At 47.5% G+C, this 21,473-nt stretch carries 15 protein-coding genes; 7 read left to right on the top strand and 8 right to left on the bottom strand.

Annotation, left to right across the window (positions count from 1 at the left end):
- Positions 1–403 precede the first annotated feature (403 nt).
- The 5 genes from V6668_RS13175 to V6668_RS13155 all read right to left on the bottom strand — a co-directional run bounded on the left by V6668_RS13175 (position 404) and on the right by V6668_RS13155 (position 10,093).
- A complete protein-coding gene (locus V6668_RS13175; protein WP_047842684.1) occupies positions 404–907 on the bottom strand; it encodes a ferritin in 504 nt (167 codons plus the stop codon).
- Between the two features lie 156 nt (positions 908–1,063).
- Entirely contained in the window at positions 1,064–1,183 is a 120-nt protein-coding gene (locus V6668_RS13170) for a hypothetical protein (protein WP_017688846.1), read from the bottom strand.
- A gap of 100 nt (positions 1,184–1,283) precedes the next feature.
- Positions 1,284–1,541 (bottom strand): YolD-like family protein, encoded by a 258-nt coding sequence (locus V6668_RS13165; protein WP_036608707.1) that lies wholly within the window; start codon positions 1,539–1,541, stop codon positions 1,284–1,286.
- A 153-nt stretch (positions 1,542–1,694) separates the two neighbouring features.
- Positions 1,695–3,386: a DUF11 domain-containing protein gene (locus V6668_RS13160; protein ID WP_338708638.1), complete on the bottom strand. Its 1,692-nt coding sequence runs from the start codon at positions 3,384–3,386 to the stop codon at positions 1,695–1,697.
- On the bottom strand, positions 3,383–10,093 hold the full coding sequence (locus V6668_RS13155) for a DUF7507 domain-containing protein (protein WP_338708637.1): 6,711 nt from the start codon (positions 10,091–10,093) through the stop codon (positions 3,383–3,385). Before V6668_RS13155 ends, V6668_RS13160 begins: the two co-directional genes overlap by 4 nt.
- A 232-nt stretch (positions 10,094–10,325) precedes the next feature.
- Between V6668_RS13155 and V6668_RS13150 the strand changes: the two genes are divergently transcribed.
- Complete coding sequence (locus V6668_RS13150) at positions 10,326–11,465, top strand: GGDEF domain-containing protein (protein WP_047842681.1); 1,140 nt, start codon at positions 10,326–10,328, stop codon at positions 11,463–11,465.
- A 103-nt stretch (positions 11,466–11,568) separates the two neighbouring features.
- Here V6668_RS13150 and V6668_RS13145 read toward each other — a convergent pair whose 3' ends face one another.
- Both V6668_RS13145 and V6668_RS13140 read right to left on the bottom strand, forming a co-directional pair.
- Positions 11,569–12,090, bottom strand: coding sequence for a hypothetical protein (locus V6668_RS13145; protein WP_036608711.1), 522 nt, complete (start codon positions 12,088–12,090; stop codon positions 11,569–11,571).
- Positions 12,091–12,161: 71 nt separating this feature from the next.
- Positions 12,162–13,802 (bottom strand): sensor domain-containing diguanylate cyclase, encoded by a 1,641-nt coding sequence (locus V6668_RS13140; RefSeq protein ID WP_338708636.1) that lies wholly within the window; start codon positions 13,800–13,802, stop codon positions 12,162–12,164.
- 461 nt (positions 13,803–14,263) lie between these two features.
- Between V6668_RS13140 and V6668_RS13135 the strand changes: the two genes are divergently transcribed.
- The 6 genes from V6668_RS13135 to mnhG are packed head-to-tail and all read left to right on the top strand — an operon-like array spanning position 14,264 to position 20,172.
- Entirely contained in the window at positions 14,264–17,218 is a 2,955-nt protein-coding gene (locus tag V6668_RS13135; protein ID WP_338708940.1) for a Na+/H+ antiporter subunit A, read from the top strand.
- Between the two features lies 1 nt (position 17,219).
- Positions 17,220–17,558: a Na(+)/H(+) antiporter subunit C gene (locus V6668_RS13130; protein WP_036608715.1), complete on the top strand. Its 339-nt coding sequence runs from the start codon at positions 17,220–17,222 to the stop codon at positions 17,556–17,558.
- A complete protein-coding gene (locus V6668_RS13125) occupies positions 17,551–19,029 on the top strand; it encodes a Na+/H+ antiporter subunit D (RefSeq protein ID WP_047842678.1) in 1,479 nt (492 codons plus the stop codon). Before V6668_RS13130 ends, V6668_RS13125 begins: the two co-directional genes overlap by 8 nt.
- A gap of 6 nt (positions 19,030–19,035) precedes the next feature.
- Positions 19,036–19,512 carry a Na+/H+ antiporter subunit E gene (locus tag V6668_RS13120; RefSeq protein ID WP_047842677.1) on the top strand — a complete coding sequence of 159 codons (477 nt, stop codon included), beginning with the start codon at positions 19,036–19,038 and terminating at the stop codon, positions 19,510–19,512.
- The gene (locus tag V6668_RS13115; RefSeq protein WP_017688855.1) at positions 19,512–19,796 is read left to right on the top strand and encodes a Na(+)/H(+) antiporter subunit F1; all 285 of its coding nucleotides are present in this window, start codon (positions 19,512–19,514) and stop codon (positions 19,794–19,796) included. Before V6668_RS13120 ends, V6668_RS13115 begins: the two co-directional genes overlap by 1 nt.
- Positions 19,780–20,172 carry a monovalent cation/H(+) antiporter subunit G gene (mnhG, locus tag V6668_RS13110; RefSeq protein ID WP_017688856.1) on the top strand — a complete coding sequence of 131 codons (393 nt, stop codon included), beginning with the start codon at positions 19,780–19,782 and terminating at the stop codon, positions 20,170–20,172. Before V6668_RS13115 ends, mnhG begins: the two co-directional genes overlap by 17 nt.
- Positions 20,173–20,306: 134 nt before the next feature.
- Here mnhG and V6668_RS13105 read toward each other — a convergent pair whose 3' ends face one another.
- Complete coding sequence (locus tag V6668_RS13105) at positions 20,307–21,422, bottom strand: rhamnogalacturonan acetylesterase (protein ID WP_338708938.1); 1,116 nt, start codon at positions 21,420–21,422, stop codon at positions 20,307–20,309.
- Between the last annotated feature and the right edge of the window lie 51 nt (positions 21,423–21,473).

The following is a 21,473-nucleotide window of genomic DNA, read 5'->3' as shown; positions in this document are numbered from 1 at the left end:
ATTAATCCTAATACTATCAAAGATAGTGGCTCCTGTTCTCGCTCCAAAGGCTACGGTAGAGTTACACTTTTGTCAGATAAACCTAAAATTTAATACGAATTTGATAGATTTGCGCAAAATAAGATCCCACCAGGATAGATCAATTGTGACATATCCTCTATTACCCACATTCAGAATTTTGATAGACCTTTACTCCAATTCAAGTAAATCTATACAATCATTAAATATCGTTGCATGCAAAAAAACCTGCACAAGTGCAGGCTTCTTTGTCTTCAATCAGCATACGGCATCAAACCATCATCCCTTGCAAGGGGATTGCCCCCATTGCTTTCAGGATCATTACCTCATGCTGTATGTAAATGGTGTTTTGACGCTGGAATCTTCTCGACTCCCTACGTGCAATTTATTCAGTTGGAGCAGTGAACGAACGTTTGCCAAACTCGGCATCCAGCATGTAGAAGGCATTGCTGTCTTTTTCAATGCGGCGCAGCTTCTGAATAATATTGTCAAACAAAGCTTCCTCTTCAACCTGCTCATCAATGAACCATTTCAGGAAATACATCGTTGCATGTTCACGTTCATTCAGAGCGATGTCAGCCAGATTGTAGAATTTTTTCGTGTTTTGCTGTTCATGAGCATAACCATGCTCAAACACATCCAGCATCGAAGCATATTCATTCTTCGGTTCTGGCAAAGCCTCAAGTGTGGCACGTTGCCCACGATCATTCAGGAATTTGTATATTTTCATGCCATGGAATCGCTCTTCTTCCGCTTGCACGATGAAGAAGTTCGCAAATCCATCCAGACTTTTGCTGGAACAATAGGCTGCCATAGCCAGATATACATGAGCGGAATAAAACTCAAAGTTCATCTGTTCATTTAAAGATTCTGTTAACGTTTGGCTCATAATCAAAACACCTCTTTCTTTCTCTAGGGATGGTTATATTCTAACATAACGTAAGCAGGACTTACACCGATTTTCTACAAAATTCGCCAAGGACTGAACGAACAAAAAAGCTCTGCCGCGATGGCAGAGCTTCTTTCATTCTTTAGAGATATGCAATTATACCAAGAACGCTTTGGAGATGATAACCAACAGGATGAACAGAACCAGAATGGCACCTACAGAAGTGAAACCTCCGTATCCGTAGCCTCTTGTTTCTCCACCTAATACTTCGCTCATTGACCGTACCTCCTCTGCAACAGGTATGGGTTATCTTATGCAGGAAGAACGACTTTGACAGGGCGGATGCCCTAATTATTCAGATTGCTGTTTTTTTCGTTCAGTACCGGGGAGATTGCACACGCATGATATCCAGAAAAGGTACCTTCGCTGTGAACTCTTCTTCGGTATACTCTACATGCACGAGTCGTGTACGGGAGTCCATTTTGACGATGACTCCTTGCACCTGATCTTCTTTGCCCCATACCGTCAACAGTACTTCCGAACGTTCCCGAAAAGCTTCAACCAGCTGGTTTCCCAACTCTTCGAGTTCAAACTCATCCCGTGTAGGTCTTTTTGCTACTTTTGCTTTTGCCAATGTGGCTGCCTCCTCTACTCCGACGTCCCGATTCCACGGGTTGATTGCCGAGTTCATATTCAATTAGTATACCATTCATTTACGTTCGTGTAATCTCATGGCAACCAGAATGAGCAAATTCCTCAGGCAAGTTACCGTTAACCGTGATATCTCCTATTCTTCTCTATACTCCACAATGATGCTGTACTCATTCGATCGGGTTTCGCCAGCCCGTTTTTGTCCATTCCATTCATACGTGTACCTGGCAATCAAGTCTCCTTGCAGCGTCCCCACCTTCTCAGAAGCTAACTTCGCTACATACGAGATGTTCTTTTCCGTTCCAGGCTCAATCACGCCCACATGCAGAACCCGTGGTGTGGAATACTCTGATATGCTCAATTGAAGCTCACCCGTAGCTTGACCAAGCCATCTGGCACCCTCAGGTAAAATGCTCCCAAGTTGTACACGTGCCGGCAAATTACCCGTATTCCCCACACGTACCTGAAAAGTGACGGTACCTCCCTGCTCGACCAATGTGGGTGTCACTTGAACGTAAGCCTGAATTATCGGCGCTTTCAATTCGACCACAGCTTCATTGGATGTAATCATCCGCTGCACTGACCGTGAATCTGGCAATCGAAATGTATACATCAGGCTAGCATGATTCACATACCTGTAAGCATCAGGTATCGATTCATCTCGATCTGGAAGTTTCGCTTCGAACTGAATATTCAGAACCGACCGGGCTGTCAACGTCCCCAGATTAAGACCTTTAGCCAGGTTGGTTCCGGGACGTTTAACCCCATTCCAGCGCAGACTGCCTTCGACAAATGTCACACCTGTTGGCAGTACATCCAGGAGAGTTCCATCCACCGCATAACTGCTTGCATTGGAGACGGTAATATTATATTGGACGGCATCACCCAATGTGGCCGTTACCGGGAGCACACTTTTCACCACAGAGACCTGGGGCTGTATCACTTCCAGAGTAACCTGATTGGAGTAGACCGTCTCCTGCTGTCCTGCCGAGATATATGACAGTACAGCTACACTTGATATTCCGTTTGCATCGCTTCCCCCCGTAACCTGAACCCGATATTGTATCCTAATTGAGCTTCCGGGTAAAATCTCTCCAAGTTGTATGCCCGTATCAGGCGTTACTTGTGGCGCAAACATTTCATCTACGATGACACTCGCAGGTATAAAAACAATGCCCTGTGGCAAAGAAATCGTTACTTGGGCATTGGTGGCTGCAATAAAACCCGGATTGCTCACGATGACGGTGTACATGACAATATCCCCTGAGAAGGTATAGATGTGATCCGCCTGAAAGGAGATCTCCAGCCGGGATGAGACCAGATTGACCTCCACGATATTGGATTGTTCCATACCTGTAACCGTTCTGCCTTCCGGTGTCAAAAACTCATAGTTAACCTGTGCCTGATTCAGCAGCTTCAGTGTCTCAGGTAAACGCAAGATTACAACTTGGAAGTGGTATCGCAACGTGGCTCCGGGCGCGATTTCAGCTGGAGGCAATCCTCTCTCCGGTGATGCTCCCGGTAACGGAATACCATCACGCAGTACACTGTTGGGAAGCAGTGCCGTCTCTGCAGATAGCTGATCCAATAGGTACACTAGGGCCGTAAGATTTCCGGTGTTAACAATTTCAACACGGTAGATAAGAGACTGCCCCAAGGCAGCCTCCGTGACATTGCAGACTTTTCTGACTTCAAGCCTGGGGCCGATCCACGGTGTTACAACCGTATTCGAATAGGATACCTGTTCCAGTTCAGTCGCACCCGAGCTGAATCGAACCAGGGACTGATTCTTTAGCCAGTGGGACAACGGACCGGAAGATTGGCTCATATCACCACAACCTCTACTCTGAATGTAACCGTAACGGAAGCACCCGCAGCAATCGAACCAAGCGTGATGCCTGTATTCGGATTCCCTGTTGGTCTTGGCACACCATCCACCGTAACACTTCCTGGCACAAATACTGTACCGACAGGTACCGGGTCAACCATGACCACATTATTAACCACTTCAATGCCGCTATTGGTTACTACAACCGTATAGGTGATTACATCACCAACAACAGCATCAATGGCACTTGTACTTTTGGCAACAACAACATTTGGTGCAGATACCGGGATAACCAGAACATTCGAAGATACGGTCCCCGTCAACAGACGGCCATCGGGTGGACTAAATGTATAGTTGGCCACCGCCTGGTTAACCAGTTGCTGATCCTGTGGCAACGTATCTACAGTCACTTCGAGGGTAACCGTTACAATAACCGTACCTCCGGACGGTATGGTACCCACAACGATACCCGTCTCTGGATTGGCACCTGGCTGTGGAACACCATCAATCAGAACACTGTTGGGAAGCAGTACGGCTCCATTCGGTATATTGTCCGTTAATGTCAAACTTGCATCAAGATTCCCGCTATTGTTAATGGCAAAAGAATAGGTGATGGTGTCACCAATCGTTGCATTGGAGGTGCTCCCTGTTTTGGTTACGGCAATAATCGGCTGATAGATTGGTGTTACAACCGTATTGGAATACGCTGCTCCCGAGAAAACACCCGATGTGAAACTTACGGAAGACTGACTGCTCACTTGTGGTGGTGTTGGAAGCGTATTAACCCGAACTGCATACGATACCGCTATCGATGCTCCAGGGGCTAAACTACCAAGGGCTATGCCCAGCGCCGGGTTTGCCAAGGCCCGTGGGACGCCGTCCACCAGAACACTGCCTGTAACAAATGTGGTGGCTGGGTTAATCGGATCGGTGATCACAATGTTGTTTACCGGGTCAATTCCTTCATTGGTCACAACCATCTCGTATACAATCGTATCGCCCACCACAGCATCAATCACCGGAGTGGTCTTCACAACGCTGACATTCGGAGCAGATACTTGAATGTTGAGTGAGTTGGACGTAATCGTGCCTCCAAGCGTTCTTCCATCAGGTAATGTATACGAAAATGTCGCAGAAGCCTGATTGGTAATGGACTGGCTCAAAGGTAACGTCACAATCACAACGGAGAAGGTAACTAGAGTTGTTGTGGAAACGACACCAAGCGGAATACCCGAAGCAGGATCTGCACCTGGTGCAGAAGCCCCGTTAATAATAACGCTATTTGGAACAAACTCTGTTCCTGCCGGAATGGTATCCGTTAACGTGACAGATGCCCCATAGTTCCCGGTATTGGAAATAGCGATGCTGTACACAACGGTATCCCCTACCGTTGCTATCGTCTGATCTCCCGTTTTGACTGCAGCCAGAATAGGTTGAAAGACCGGAGTTGTAACCGTATTGGAGAATGTGGTCGCTGAGAAAGCCCCTGATGTAAAGCTGACCGTGGACTGATTGTTTAACACTGCACTTGCCGGGAGCGCCGTAACCTGCACACTAAATACAACGGTTACCGTAACGCCAGGTGCGATGGAACCAAGCGTTATTCCCGTAGAAGGATTGGCACCAGGGCGCAGAACACCATCGACAAACACGCCGGTTGGCGCAAGAACGGTACTTGTCGGCACTGCATCCGTGAAAACCACATTGTTGACCGTTGCAATTCCGTTATTGGTTACAGCGATGCTATACGTTACGATATCACCAACGGATACCGCCGTTGAAGTTGTGGATTTGACGACATCAACATCCGGTGCCGATACGGTAATGGTCAACACATTGGATAGAACAGACTCCGTGATGTTTCGCCCATCCGGCAATGTATATGATAGAGCCACCGAAGCCTGATTCACCAGTTGTTGCGGACTTGGCAGCGTATCAACAACTACTGAAAAGGTAATGGTGGTCGTAGCTCCGGGAGCCACATTACCTGCGGGGATGCCCGTTGCTGGATTTCCTGCTGGCAGCGGTTGACCGTTCACAATAACGCTATTTGGCACAAGGATGGTTCCGGCTGGAAGGTTATCTGTCAGGTTAATCTGGGCTCCATAGTTTCCCTGATTGCTCACGGTTATCGTGTAGCTGACTGTATCCCCAACGGTAGCATTTTGTGTACTGGCTGTTTTTTGTGCTGAAAGAATAGGCTGGTACACCGGAGTGACCACGGTATTTGAAAAGGTTGTGCTTGAGAATGTACCTGAGGTAAAACTGACCGTAGAGCGATTGCTCAACTGATCACTTGGCGGGATCGCGTCGATACGGATACTGAATGTGACCGTCGCGGACGTTCCGGGCCCCAATGTACCAAGGGGTACCCCACCTGCCGGATTGGCTCCGGGTTGCGCAACCCCATTCACTGTGACACTCCCTGTAACAAAAGAGGCTCCAGCTGGAATCGGGTCTGAAAACTGAATATTGTTCACCGGTGCAATTCCGCTGTTGGTCACCAGAATGGAATAGGTCACCGTATCGCCTACCGTAGCCGCAGTGGAAGCTATGCTTTTGACAACAGCGACGTTTGGTGACGAGACCGGGAACGTGAGTGTATTCGAAGTGGCTGAGCCAGTCAACGTCCGCCCATCTGGAGGTGTAAATGTAAAGGATGATGTAGCAAAATTGCTAAGCTGCTGTGGGGATGGAAGTGAATCCACAACAACGGCAAACGTGACAACAGCCGTCGCCCCCGCTGCTACAATGCCTACCGGAATACCTGTTCCTGGTGTTACTCCCGGCTCTGGCACACCGGATACAACCACACTGTTGGGTACAAAAGTAGTCGCAGAAGGAATGTTGTCTGTGAGAGTAACATTTGCTTCCAGATTGCCAGCATTGCTGACCGTTACCGTGTATACAACCGTATCACCTACAGTTGCATTTACGGTATTTGCTGATTTGACAAGTAAAATCTGCGGTTGTATGACCGGAGTCTGAGTGGTATTGGACGATGATGACCCTGAAAATGAACCGGATGTGAAGCTGACCGTCGACTGATTGTTAATCTGCGAAGGAATCGGCATGGTAATCGTCACCTCAAAAGTTACGGTAACCTCGGCTCCTGGAGCCAACGTACCGATTGGAATGCCGGCGGTCGGATTGGAGAGCGGGAACGTAGTCCCGTTCACAATGACACTTCCGGGTACAAATGGGGTATTCGAAGGAAGAGGATTGACATATACCACATTATTAACGGCTACTGTGCCGTTATTACGAATAACAGATGTGTATCGAATGACATCTCCGACTACGCCGTACTCTACATTGTCACTGTTGACAATCGTAACATTGGGCAGAGACACTGGAATAGTGATGGTGTTTGATGACGAGAGACCGGCAATCGTTCTCCCACTTGGGAGTGTGTAGGCAAATGAAGCAACCGCCTGATTAATTAACTGCCTTGCATCTGGCAAACTGGTAACCGTCGCAACAAAGGTGACCGTTGCACCTGAGCCCGCAGCAATCTCTCCTAGACTGATACCCGACTCCGGGCTGACTCCAGGTGTAGGTACGCCATTAATAATGACACTATTTGTGCTGAATACTGCTCCTGCTGGAATGGGATCTGTCAAGGTAACCGTTGCAGCTATGTTACCTGTATTGTTAATTTGGATGGTGTAATTAAACGTATCGCCTACAGTCAAACTTGTTGTACTTGCTGACTTCACCACTTGGATCACTGGCAGAAATATGGGGGTATTTACTGATATAGAAGAAGAAACACCGTTAAAACTGCCTGATGTAAATGCTGCATTGGCCTGGTTACTAACCAAACCCGTAGATGGAACGGAATTCACTCGGGTCTGATAGGTCACAGTTACGCTGCTTGAGCTATTCAATGAACCCACTGCGATTCCCGCAACGGGGCTTGCGCTGGGAACAGCAGATCCATTAATCGTGACACTACCCAGGACAAATTCAGAGCCGGATGGTGCATCCGAAATCACCAGATTTTGTACTGCACTAATTCCTGCGTTTGTTGCAACAACGGTATACGTAAGCACATCTCCAACTGTCGCATCTGGTGTGTTTACTGTTTTACTAAGAGAAATATTGGGAGCCGATGCAGATATACGAACGATATTGGATAAGCTGCTGCCTGAGAGATTCCTTCCACTTGGAAGCTGGTACGTATAACTTGCTGTCCCTTGATTCTCCAGTGTCGGGGGAGTCGGAAGTGTGGTGAGTGTAGCGCGAAACACCACCGTAGCCGCAACTCCCGGCAGGAGGCTGCCCAGTGTTATTCCGGTTAATGGGCTTGTTCCAGGACGTGCAGTACCATTCACAGTTACCGAATTCGGGACAAACGTCAGCCCCGCTGGAATCGTATCCGTCACATTCACTTGAGTCGCTATATTCCCACTGTTCGTGACCACAAGTGTGTATGCAATCTGATCCCCCAGTGTCGCATTGGTTTGGCTTGCCGACTTGTTGATACCAACAACAGCTTGGTATACAGGGGTTGTAATGGAATTGGAGTTGGAAATGCCCGTGAACGAACCAGAGCTATAGGACACTACCGCTCGATTAACTAACGAACCTGAAGCAGGCAAAGACTGCACATTCACCTGAAACGTTACCGTCGCAGAACTTCCGGCCGCCAATGTCCCAATAGAGATACCACTGCTCGGATTCGCAGACGGTACAACAGTTCCCCTTACGGTTGCACTGCCGGGAACAAAAGTTATTCCAGCAGGGAGCGCATCTGTAAGTACCACATTGTTAATCACCTGAATACCGCTGTTGGTAGTAACTACGGTGTACGTGAAGGTCTCCCCGACAGCAACATCGGTGACTGATGCTGATTTTACCGTGGTCACATTGGGCAATGTTACCGGAATCGTTAAGGTATTCGAGGCGATGTTTCCCGTGATCGTCCGACCATCAGGTGAATTGAAGGAATAAGAAGCTGTCGCCTGATCCACAAGAGTCGGCGGTGTCGGCAAGCTTGTTACAAGTACCTGAAAAGTCACGGTATTGGCACTTCCTGCCGCGAGGCTCCCCAGATTAACGCCGGTAACCGGATTGGCGCCAGCAATCACATTTCCATTCAGACGAAAGCTGCCTGCTACATATGAGCTACCACTTGGAATGTTATCCCTCAATGTAACGTTAGCAGCAACATTCCCTCCGTTGTTCACTTGCAGTGTATAGGTTACCAGGTCACCCACCGTGGCATTGGTGGTACTCGCCGATTTCACAATGGACAGGTTTGGCGAATAAACCGTAAGGGTGGAGTTGTTGGACGGAATAACTCCGTTAATGACCGGCCCCCCTGCTACACTTTGAAATGTAAAGGCTGCATTGGCCGAATTCACCAGTTGCAGGATGCTTGCATCCTGACCGATGAGTGCTCGATAGGTTACAACAACACTGCTGGATAAAGTTAACGAACCCAGCGGAATGCCTGCCGTCACATCAAGTGTTGGACGGGATACACCTGCAACCGTGACACTACCTGGAATAAAGGTAAGACCTGCAGGAAGTGAATCGGATAAAACAACACTGGCCGCACTCGCAGTGCCTGCATTGGTGACGGTGACCGAATATAGAATACTATCCCCGGCAACTGCACCGGCGGCGACCGTTGCCTTAGCCAATGTGATTTTTGGTGCATTAATATCAACTTGAATTGCATTGGCGTTGACAATGTAGGCATCCCCCGAGGTCGTTAATGTCAACACCGCAGATGACTGGTTATTGATCAGTCTTGCTGAAACATCCACATTGGTAATATCCCAGCCTTGACGTCCACCGATAATATTTGTACCTGGAGCTCCGTTGATCTGATTTCGTGTTCCAAACGTTCCTGTTGTATTAAGCGCTCCGGTATCTCCGTTAATCTGAGAGGCAAAAAAGTTCGCAGCTAGATTATTGGGCCCAGACAAAGCAACCGATGTAGCTGAGGTAGGCCCGAATAATGCCTGGTCACCGGTCCGGTTCGCGTCGCCCTCCTGTGCACTGAACAGTATTCTTCCTCCCAATACACCGGAAAGGGGCGTTGCAAATCCAGTCAGTGTGGTAACAACAGGTGGTGAAGTGGATTGAACGAGTACGCCCCCTGCACGCAAAGACATGTTGCGAAAAGGCAGATTGGGATTCTGATAAATGACTCCAAGTGTCCACCCCGCATGATTGGCCGTGGAATCATTTGTAATAACAATAGTCCCTACCACTGCTCCGGTGATATATGTACCTGCTCCCCCATTTTGTACAAGTGTGGTCACATTAGCGGAACGTACATAGCCAGCAGCACCGCCCCCCAGATCGAATTGATTGTAGGTAAGTGGATCAGGGGTAACACTGGAAGTCCCTGCCGGTGTAATAAACGTAACCGGATTGTTGATGGCAGCACTCAGGTTGACTGTACCATTAATGTAACTTCCGCCCCAGATCAATTCTGCATACAGAACGGTACTTCCAGCAGGTAGTGTAAGAATGGCTGCTGAACTGTTGCTCTGATACAGGCTTGTCGTTCCCAGTGGATAGGTGCCGTATTGGAGGCTGGTGTTGGTTGTGATAAAACCTCCAATACTATCCTGTGTTCCGGGTACTCCCGCTGTTTCCGAACGACTCAGTCCAAGCGTATTTCCTGTAAATGTAATTGCTCCCGTAGCATTAACGGTTGAACGAACGACAAGAGGAATGAAGATCACCTCCCCTTCATCAATGATTTCCTACATATGGAACGGAGCCATGTATATAGTCTATGAGTGTATTGTTGAGTTTTGTTTGTCCTCCATAAAAAGTTTGTGACAACTCGAAACTTCTGTGAGTCTTGTTCTCTCATAACAGTTAAATACATTTGCGTTTTGTTCATTGTGATTTATAATTATCATATACGAGAGTAATTCTGTCGTACCATTATGATGCAGTCAGCGGTGATATATGAAAGGTTTCCATACGCACAATAGTCACATTCCAACAGAGTACGAGTTCAAACATTCCAAATGGATTCAAAAAATGCTTCATGCCTACTGGGTTGTTACGATTGCACATTTCGCCATTCAGATTGGCTGTTTCCTGTTTCTGGAGTACGATCGCACACCTACAGATTTCTTGATGAATGTCCTCTTCTGGCCTACGGCCGTCAGTAGTTCATGCATTTTGTTCGCAAGCTGGGTTGATCGGCGCTTCAGTTCATATTCCTTTTACACCATGTCTATAGCCAGCACGGTTATCGCGTGGACGATTATTCATGTCAATTATGACATTCGGATTATATTAGCAATCTGTCTGTTGCCCATCTTTGCTTCGGTGCTGTTCTTCAGTAAAAAAAGAGTCTGGATTGTCTTTCTGATGCAGATGACTGGTTACTTTCTGGTTTTGTTCGATCCGGCCTACCGGTTGTACCTGTCTTCATTTGACATGGTATCCATTCCTGCTTTTCTAATCCTAGGTACATATGTAGCACAGGTTATCGTAACCAGCGGCGTTGAGGTGCTCGATGATCTTCAGGCCAGCATGCTTGCCAAGCAGGACCTTATTGTGCGAAATGCCATTATGACCAAACAGTCCAAAACAGACGGTTTAACCAACCTTTATAATCAAAGTTCATTCAAGGATTATTATGAAAAAGCATTTGAGTATGCCAACAGTGGCATGAGTCTGCATCTGGCCCTGATCGATATTGATGACTTCAAGTCCATTAATGATACGTATGGTCATCGGGTTGGAGACATTATTCTGGAGAAAGTGTCCCTGATCATTCAGGAAACCATTACCTCAAGTGATATTGCAGCACGGTACGGGGGCGAAGAGTTCGCCTTATTGATGTTTGAGCAATCTTTCAAGCAGGCTTATGCCTTGGTGGAACAGATTCGTCAGAAGATTGCCCTGATGGGCCATCTGGAACTTGAAGGAGCTTCCATCACGGTGAGTATCGGTCTCAAAAGCTACAGCCCTAATCTAACCAAAGACAAATTGTTCGAGGAAGTGGATGCCTGTCTGTATGCCGCGAAACGAACAGGTAAAAATAAAACCGTAACATCACTTGATCTGACTTCATCCTTGGCAGAGAAAATATAACTAAAAAAGTTGTGCTGTACACCGGAATTCCGGTTTGTACAACACAACTTTTTTTGGGTCTGAATATGATCAGCAGGCCGATCTTTTTCATACATCTATGTTCTCATTCCGCCCATTCCCAGCGATGACGATTTTGCTCCAGCATCGGATGCAGGTATTCGGACGATCCGTCAATGATGAGACGCAGCTCTTTGATCCAATCCTTGAAGGAATCAAATGAAGCAAACATATTCGCCATCTCTATCGTCAAATAAAGAAAGTGAGGGGCTGGATATTCCGCAGTGATATGGCGCAGCGCGCTATCCACAGGTGTATATTTCTTTCTCTTGCCCTCAAGCCCCTCCACACGTATACGTGAAGTTGGATGTTCCCGCCGCCAATCATGCAGGCGGTCTTCTCTTTTGTAATATGCCTGTATCGAATCCTTGCTCATTCGTTTAAACGTGCTCTCGTGTAAAGGATACAACACAAGCTGTATGAATGAACGGGTATCTACCGTTGCAGCGGCGCGCTCGAGTTGCTCATCAGTCACATGTTCAAACGAGTCATAAAAAGTCAGTGTGCCTTTGCGGCTGGCCGCCGGTGGCTCATAACCATAAGGTACAGATGTATATTTTCCAGACATTTCACCCCTCCTTGTTTATACGCACATTCGCACAAAGGTGATTGGGATAACCCAGCTCATGTTATTATACGCTAACGATCTTGCTTCAACTCGGAATAAAATGTCATTCTGTTCTTGCCTGCACGTTTGGACTCATACAAAGCTTCGTCCGCCATCCGAATAATCTCACTTGGGTTGTCGCTGTTGGTTGGATATTCGGCACCTCCGATGCTACATCCAATTCGAATTCGCTCGTATTCGATAATAAACGGCTTGTTCAAGCTTTGAATGATGGCTTCTGCATAAGCCATGGCTTCTTCCCTCGGATGACTTCCAACAGACTGAAGTACAATCAAGAATTCATCTCCGCCCAATCGGACTGTTATACCCTTCACCTGACCAAGAGCAGACAGTCGCTGCGCCACTTTCTGTAAAAGCACATCTCCAGTTTGATGTCCAAGTGTATCGTTGACCCGTTTGAATCCATCGAGATCCAGATAGAGAAAAGTCAGCGTGTGATTTTCACTTTCGGTCTCCAAAGACTCCTCCAGATACACTTCAAGGGCAGTGCGATTCGGCAGTCTAGTTAACTGATCAAAATGCGCCAGATTCTGCATCACGACCAGCTCTGAGTTTTTATTCATAAGAGAGGTCAGCATATCCCGAAGCGAACGGGACAACACTTCAATCTCCTTAATCCCCTTAATCGCAGGAATCTCAAGCTCTTCCCCTGCACGCAGTCGATTGGCTACTCTGGTAAGACGCACAAGCGGGGCAGAGATCAGACGTGAGACAACCCAGCCAATCAGTGCAAACAGTACGGTAACGGCGAGTCCAGACCACACATTAAACCACATCAGGTCAAACACAGACGCAAAAGCAGATGACTTGACTTGACGAATGACTACGGTCCAGCCTAATCCGGGATAATCCAGATGACCCTGGCTGTAGGCAAACCCTGTCACATATTCATTACCATCAGGCCACTTCTCAATGGACCAACTGCTTTTGTTGAGCTGGGCCTCTTCGATGCCAGGCAATACCAACGGTTTACCGACCCATTCCTTCGGCCCCAGCAACACTGTATGTTCCTTTTTGCTAACGATAAAAAACTCAATGTCCTTTTCTTCCCTTTCCAATGGGGCAAGTACAGATTCCTCGACCTCCTTCGCCCATTCCCAGCTTAAATGTGCAGCGAGCACACCTTGAATCATTCCTTTGCTATCCTTCAGCGGAAAACTGATATCGACAAATTGCAACGGCTCTCCCGTTGGATTCGGAAGTAGCTTGGCAAGAAGTACTGCATTATGCACATCTCCAATGAATTTACCCTTGATTCCCTCCTGATACACAGGTCGCTCTGATAAATTTTCCCCAAGCAAGATACCATCCGTAGCAGCTAACACTTTTCCCTTCGGGTCCATGAATCCAACCCATGAGAATGAGGGAAAGCTATCTTGTAACTGATCCAGCAGCATCTGAATCTCATCAGGTTGGAATTCATCTTCCAACGAAGCCATTTGGCCCAGCAGGTCCAGTTCACCCGCACGAGCGGACATGAATCGATCCAGCTTGTCCGAAGCCTGTGAGGCCGTGCCTGTAAGCGAGTGACCAATCTCAGTCTCTACAGCAACAAATGACTTTTGGCTAAAAATAGACCCAATCGTCAGGGTAACCAGCAAGGATAACACAGCAAAGATGACTGTAAGCACAGTTCTAATTTTGAATGACATTACTTCCTCCATTACACGGTGAAACCATCTTGCTTCTCAACATAACTATGCTGTAAAGAGTACACGGAATGTCACCTCGGACGTGTCTCAAAACTCGCTGAAGTGCATCTTTTACCGCCTTTTCGCCCCCTGCTGCGTCACTTTCCCTTGACGTGCCCCGGCACGCCTGCGGAAAACTTCCTGGCTTGGAACGAAAATTCGGCAAAATCTGCTTCTTCGGAGTTTCAGACACGCCCTAATCGTTTTCATATTTATCGGAACTTGGGTGTTTTTTTATTATACATGCCCATACAATATTATACTGAAATCTTCACCGTGTTTCTTCCATTCAAAGAATAGACACGATTCTGTATATACATACTTGGGTTATGAATATAGAGAGCAAGCATATCCTTCAAAGGATCATGCGCCTGTATGTCACAGAGAGAGTAATAGAAATACTAAACATTGGGGGTGTTATGTTGAGCCTGCTTCATGTTGCTGTTATTCTGCCTTTTGCCGCTGGCATTCTTCTTGCCATGCTGCATCGTTTCTTCCGTAAATTACATTTGGGATGGCCGGTTCTCCTTGTCCCGGCACTATTATTTGTATACTTTGCGAGTCTCATACCCGCTGTGTCACAGCGCAATACCGTATCCGGAAATATCCCATGGATTCCTTCACTGGACATTGGATTTAATCTGTATCTGGACGGTCTGAGCCTCATGTTGACACTGCTAATCACCGGAATCGGTGTCCTCGTTGTTCTCTACTCCATCTTCTACATGGATATGAAAGAAGCGCTGAACCGTTTCTACCTGTATCTGTTGATGTTCATGGGAGCCATGTTGGGCGTGGTGCTGTCTGATAATATGATCGTGCTCTACGGATTCTGGGAATTGACCAGTATTACGTCATTCCTGTTGATTGCATTCCATTACAAACGTAAAGCCTCGACTTCAGGAGCACAAAAATCATTCCTGATTACGGTATTTGGCGGTTTCGCCATGCTTACCGGATTCATGATGATGTATCTCATTACCGGAACATTCAGTATTCGTGCAACCATTACAGGATTGGGTCAGTTTCAGGAAAGCGCACTATTTCTACCCGCACTTATCTTGATCCTGATTGGAGCTTTCACCAAGTCAGCTCAGTTCCCGTTCCATATCTGGTTGCCGGATGCCATGGAAGCTCCGACACCTGTGAGTGCCTATCTTCACTCAGCCACCATGGTCAAGGCCGGACTGTACGTTGTAGCACGGTTTACACCAATCTTCGGTGGACAGGGACTCTGGTTCTGGCTCGTTACCGGCGTTGGTCTTCTGACTTTGTGTTATGGATCATTCCTGGCGGTGAAAAAAAACGATCTCAAAGCGATTCTTGCCTATTCGACCATCTCTCAACTTGGTCTGATCATGTCCCTCTTAGGGGTTGGATCTGCTGCTCTCTACTTCGGATATGGCGAATCCTCTGCGATGTATACTGTTGCAATAACCGCTGCGCTACTTCACCTGTTTAATCATGCAACCTTCAAGGCCGCTCTGTTCATGGTCGTAGGGATTGTTGATCATGAAACGGGTACACGTGACATACGGAAGCTCGGTGGACTTGCTTCATTCATGCCAATCACATTCACCGTGGCATTGATCGGCTCACTTGCCATGGCGGGTATCCCGCCCTTCAACGGATTCCTGAGCAAGGAGTTATTCTTCCAGGCGATGGTGGGAGTCACGCATCTACGAATCTTTGGACTTGGGTCCTGGAGTGTTCTATTGCCGGTATTCGCTTGGCTTGCAAGTGTGTTTACCCTGATCTATGCGCTTATTATCGTGTTCAAAACATTCCTCGGTCGTAGCCAAAGCGAGATCCCTGCCGAGAAGCTGCACGAAGCGCCCGCTGGCATGCTCATTCCGCCTGTTGTTCTAGGTGTTCTTGTCGTTGTATTCGGACTCTTCCCGAATCTGCTGGCCGGATCACTGATTGAACCGGCAATGGCCGCTGTGCTTCCATCCCTCTTGAATGGGAATGAGCGCTTCGATGTACATTTCTCCCTGTGGCATGGATGGACTCCGGAACTAATCATGACAATCGGAGTTGTAATTCTCGGAATCACTCTCTACAAGCTGTTGCCACGATGGAGGAATATTTATGAGCATTATCCACAAGGATTAACAATTAACAATATGTACCATGTTGTGCTGGATAATCTTCAGCATTATGCACGCAAATGGACGGAAGCCTATATGAATGGCTCGGTTCGTAATTATCTCGTTTACATTTTCTCATTCACGGTCGCGTTGCTGGTCTATGCCTTCTTCCGTTCAGGAGAAAATATTAGCTGGAATCTGCAGGGCAATGCACCTTTCTCATTTTATGAGGTGGTACTGCTAGTCACGCTCATCGGTGCTGCAGTTTCGATTCCTTTTGCCAAGAACAGACTGTCGGCAGTCATTATGACCGGAGCGGTTGGTTACCTCGTAACTCTGCTATTCGTACTCTTCCGGGCGCCGGATCTGGCGTTAACACAGATGATAGTCGAGACGGTATCTGTTGCACTGTTCCTGCTATGCTTCTACCATCTGCCTGAGCTTCAACGTGGCAAATCAAGCCGCAGTTATCTCACGGTAAATATGATCGTAGCGATTGCGGTCGGGATCGTGATGACTTTTGTTGCATTGGCTGCAAGCGGAACAGCCTCACTGGACAGTATTTCTACCTTTTTCCTTCAGGAAGCGTATGACTCGGCTGGTGGTAAAAATGTCGTGAACGTGTTGTTAGTAGATTTCCGTGGCTTCGATACATTATTGGAGATTATGGTGCTTGGCGTTGCTTCGTTATCCATCTACTCCATGATTAATCTGAACCTTGAAGCAAAAGATCTCGGAGCCCGCTTGAAGTTTCGTAAGAAGGATGAAAGTCAGGATTCCGAACCTGCTCTGGATGATGAAGCGGACAATACGAAAAAGTATGGTAACCGGGAACGCAGCTCATCCTCGTGGGATACTGTCCCCTTGCAGAGTAATGATGTATTGCTGCAAACGACCACCAAAGTTGTTGTGTTCATCATACTGACGTTTGCCATGCACCTCTTCTTTGCAGGTCACCACAATCCGGGCGGAGGTTTCATCGGCGGCTTGGTCACAGCGGCAGCGCTCGTATTGATTGCCCTGGCATTCAGTACAGATACGATACGCAAAGCGTTACCGGTTGACTTCCGTATGCTAACAGGAATCGGATTGGGTATAGCTTTACTCACGGGTGCGGGTTCATTTATATTCGGAGTCCCGTTCCTAAGTCAAACCTTCGGTTATTTCGAACTTCCTTTGCTGGGAGAGACAGAACTCGCTACAGCCATGCTGTTTGATCTTGGCGTGTATCTCGCTGTCCTGGGTGTCACCATGACCATCATTCTACAGATCGGGGAGGATCGCTGATATGGAAATATTGATGTGTGTAGCCGTTGGCATTCTGTTTGCGGTTGCCGTCTTTTTAATCTTGTCGCGGAGCCTGCTCCGCATCGTACTTGGCATGTCCATACTAACCCATGGCGTGCATCTGCTCTTGATCACCATGTCACGTCTCAAAACTGGGGCACCACCGCTGCTTGGGGAGATGGCTGAACGTTATGTCGATCCTCTTCCTCAGGCTTTGATACTAACTTCGATTGTTATCAATTTTGGACTCACTGCGTTCTTCTTTGTTCTCTCCTATCGTTCTTATCTGAAGCTGAGAACAGACGATATGGAAGAAGTAAGGGGGCGCCCATATGAATAATCTCGTCGTTCTGCCCATTCTCTTGCCTTTGATTACAGGTGTTCTGGCTCTGCTATTTTTCCGAAAAATAAATATCCAGCGGATCATTAGTGTCATTGGACTTTTGTTTACAGCAGCGGTCTCAACGATACTCATTACGCGGGTAGCTCAGACTGGAGTTCTAACGCTTAATATGGGTGGATGGGCACCTCCCTATGGTATTGTGCTTGTTGCGGACATGGTATCGGCGCTACTTGTCGTCGCCGCTTCCATCATTGCACTGGCGTGTCTGCTGTATGCGTTCCGCAGTGTGAACAAGGAGCGGGAAGAGCACCACTTCTATCCGTTCTTTCATTTTCTAATCGCGGGAGTTAACGGTTCATTCCTAACCGGAGATCTGTTCAATTTGTTTGTCAGCTTTGAACTGATGCTCATCTCTTCCTATGCACTGATCGTATTGGGAGGTACGGAAAGACAGCTTCGGGAAACGATCAAATATGTCTTGATTAACATCGTTTCTTCAGCTCTTTTTGTCGCTTCCATCGGCTTCCTCTATTCCATAACTGGCACACTGAACATGGCAGATTTGTCCGTCAAAATTGCTGAAGTGGGACAGAGCGGAGTCATTACCTTAATTGCTGTTCTCTTTCTGATCGTATTTAGCATCAAGGCCGGACTGTTCCTGTTCTTCTGGTTGTCGGGCTCTTATGCGGCACCACCTGCTGTCGTCACTGCATTGTTCGCAGGATTGCTTACAAAGGTTGGCTTGTACGCGATTGTGCGAACATTCACACTGATCTTCTATCATGATCCTGATTTCTTCCATGCACTAATCGGATGGATGGCTGGAGCAACGATGGTCCTGGGTGTCATCGGTGCGATCTCATACCGCGATGTAAACAAGATTCTCATCTACAACGTGGTCGCAGGTGTAGGGTTTGTCGCTTTTGGTATGGCTGCGGCCAGTCGCCCTGCACTGGAAGGTCTGCTCTTCTATATGCTGCATGATATGTTGATCAAAACATTGCTCTTCCTGCTCGGCGGTGCCTTGATCGCTGTTGCCGGAACATCCAAACTTGATAACATGGGCGGGCTAATCCATCGCTATCCGCTGCTAGGCTGGATGTTCTTCATTAGCGCACTTGCCTTGGCAGGTTTGCCGCCATTTAGTGGATTTCCAGGGAAGTTGCTTCTCTTTGAAGGAGGCTTGCAGGCAGGCTTGTATGGTCTCACCGGCATTGCGGTGCTTTCAAGCTTGTTGATGTTATATTCAGTACTTCGTATCTTCATACAAGCGTTCTGGGGCGAACCACCTGCCGGGGTTACAAGACGCCCTTACGCGGTGAACGGCCTTCTGATTCCTGCCGGAATTCTGTTTGTATTCATCATCGTAATGGGTGTGGGGGCTGAAGGCATGTTCCAATTGACCTCCCGCGCAGGCGATATTCTACTGCATCCCAATATTTATATTGATGCCGTATTGAAGGAGTAGATGTCTATGGCCTTTCAGATTGTACTGAATCTTATCATTGCTTTTGTATGGATGTTTCTGAACAACGCCTGGAATGGTGTTGGTTTTCTCATAGGTTACCTGCTCGGACTGCTTCTCATCGGGGGGATGCGCAGATTCTTCCCCCAACGCTTCTATGTTGTGCGAGTCTGGGCCATCTTCAAACTGATTACTCTGCTGTTCAAGGAACTGGTGCGAGCCAGCATTGAGGTTATACGCCAGATTATCAAGCCTAAGCTCGATATAAGGCCCGGTATTTTTACGTATAAAACTCAATTGTCCTCGGATTGGGAAGTTACTCTGCTCTGCTTACTCATCTCATTGACACCAGGTTCTCTGCCGCTTGAGATCTCGGGTAATCAACGCAAACTGTTTATTCACGCACTGGATATCAAGGATGAACAGAAAATGAGAGATGATATCCAAAATACATTCGAAAAAGCAATTATGGAGGTGACGCGTTAATGTTATCCTCACTGTTGTTCATCTCATTGCTCATTCTCTCCTTGGCCATTCTGGGTTGCTTGTACAGGGTGCTGCGGGGACCATCCATGGCTGATCGGATCACGGCACTGGATACCATCGGTATCAATGTGATTGCCATCGTTGCCGTTCTGTCGATGATGCTGCAAACTCAGGCCTATCTGGATATTATCTTGCTGATTGGCATCTTGGCTTTTCTAAGTACAGTGGCATTTGCACGTTATATTGAACGGGGGGCGGTATTCAAAAATGATGGAGATCGTTAAAGTAGCCGCTGAAACCGCTATAGGTCTACTCGTACTGCTCGGTGCACTACTCAGTGCACTCAGTGCATTCGGACTTATTCGTCTGCCTGATGTATATCTACGTGCCCATGCCGCAACCAAAAGTATGACACTTGGAGTGTTCTGTGTATTAAGCGCTACATTTTTCTACTTCTGGTATTTCGATAACTATATCAGTGCCCGCTTGTTGTTAGGTATCCTGTTTGTATTCATCACGGCTCCGGTCGCCGGACATCTGAACGGACGGGCCGCCTATCGCACAGATGTACCGCTGTGGGAGCAGAGCGTGCAAGATGAACTGGAACCCTTGTTAAAAGGGAAAAAAGTGAACCATGAAGCCAAGGATATGATGGAGTAATCCCCAGTCTAGGCATAACAAATACCCCCGAGGATCAGCCGCCCGTTTCGCGGCATGTTCCCGGGGGTATTTGTTTATTTTGCATACACGGATCATATCAAGCACTGATTATGCAGACTGATTAAGTAGTAAAGTCAGAATCCATTCAGTCCCTGTCTTCTCAGGTCCGCAGCCACAATACGTGCAAGCTCCGCAGCCCCTTGACGATTCGGATGCAGACTATCCCCTGTCATATACAGAGCAAGTGTTGCTGCTGGACCAATGGACGTGAAATAAGCAGAACTTAACTTATTCAGTTCAACCAGGGTGACTCCCTCTTCCTGAGCGAGTGCACGGGTTGATTGATTGTACCAGCGGTTCTCCGCTTGATGCACATTGGCTGTATTAAAATCTGTTGCCCGGCCCTGAGGCGTGGAGAGGATAACCGTTGCTCCTTTGTTCTTCGCCTTACGTACCATATCCCGCATAATCTCTTTGAACTGCGCCTCCGTTGTATTGTTCTTGGCATTGGTATCGTTAATTCCGAATTGCAAAATAAAATAATCTCCCGGCTTGATATACTTCAGAATCGCTTCCATCTGACCATCATCGCGGAAACCTCTCGCAAATTGACCACTTGCCGCCATATTTCGAACCTGGAAGGTGGCATTGTTCACATAGGACGGAAACAACTGTCCCCAACCTCCTTGTACACTGCTACCTAGCGGATAGTAATTGCAAACTGTTGAGTCACCACCAATGTAGATCGTGCGGTTGGTAACGGTTTGATTGGATAACTTCCGGATTTCAAGTGCACTAAGTGTGAAGGCGGTGCCTGTCTTTCCTTCTGTAACCAGCAGGTTTAATTGCCCGTCAGTCACCGGAATTTGAAACTGGTCCGTTGCCCCGTTGCCCGTCATATTAATGATCTGGTAGACACCTTCTGCAGCCACACTCGCTCTGGCAGTATTGCCCAGGACCACTTTAACTTCATATAGGCCATTGGACAGATTCACATTGAAGGTATTGGTGCTCTTGGTGCCGTAAGTCAGAAACTGCACAGCGTCACTCTTAACCCCGCTTCCTGAGGCAGACACATTCCTCATCTGTGCAGGTGTGTTGAAGCCATAACCTTTTGTAGGCGTATAAGCATCTCCTGCGGACACGCCTGTGTAACCGCTCTCAACACCACCCGAACCAAAGTCAAATCTGTAATTGTCCGTTGCCGCTTCGGCGACTTGCCCTCCACTGCTTCCCAAACCGATGCCCATTGTACTCGCAAACAGAACAAAACAGAGCAGAAGCTTTACCGATATTGACCA

The sequence above is a fragment of the Paenibacillus amylolyticus genome (assembly GCF_036894225.1).
Taxonomy (GTDB): domain Bacteria; phylum Bacillota; class Bacilli; order Paenibacillales; family Paenibacillaceae; genus Paenibacillus; species Paenibacillus amylolyticus.
This window is presented reverse-complemented; position numbering and strand designations above follow the sequence as displayed.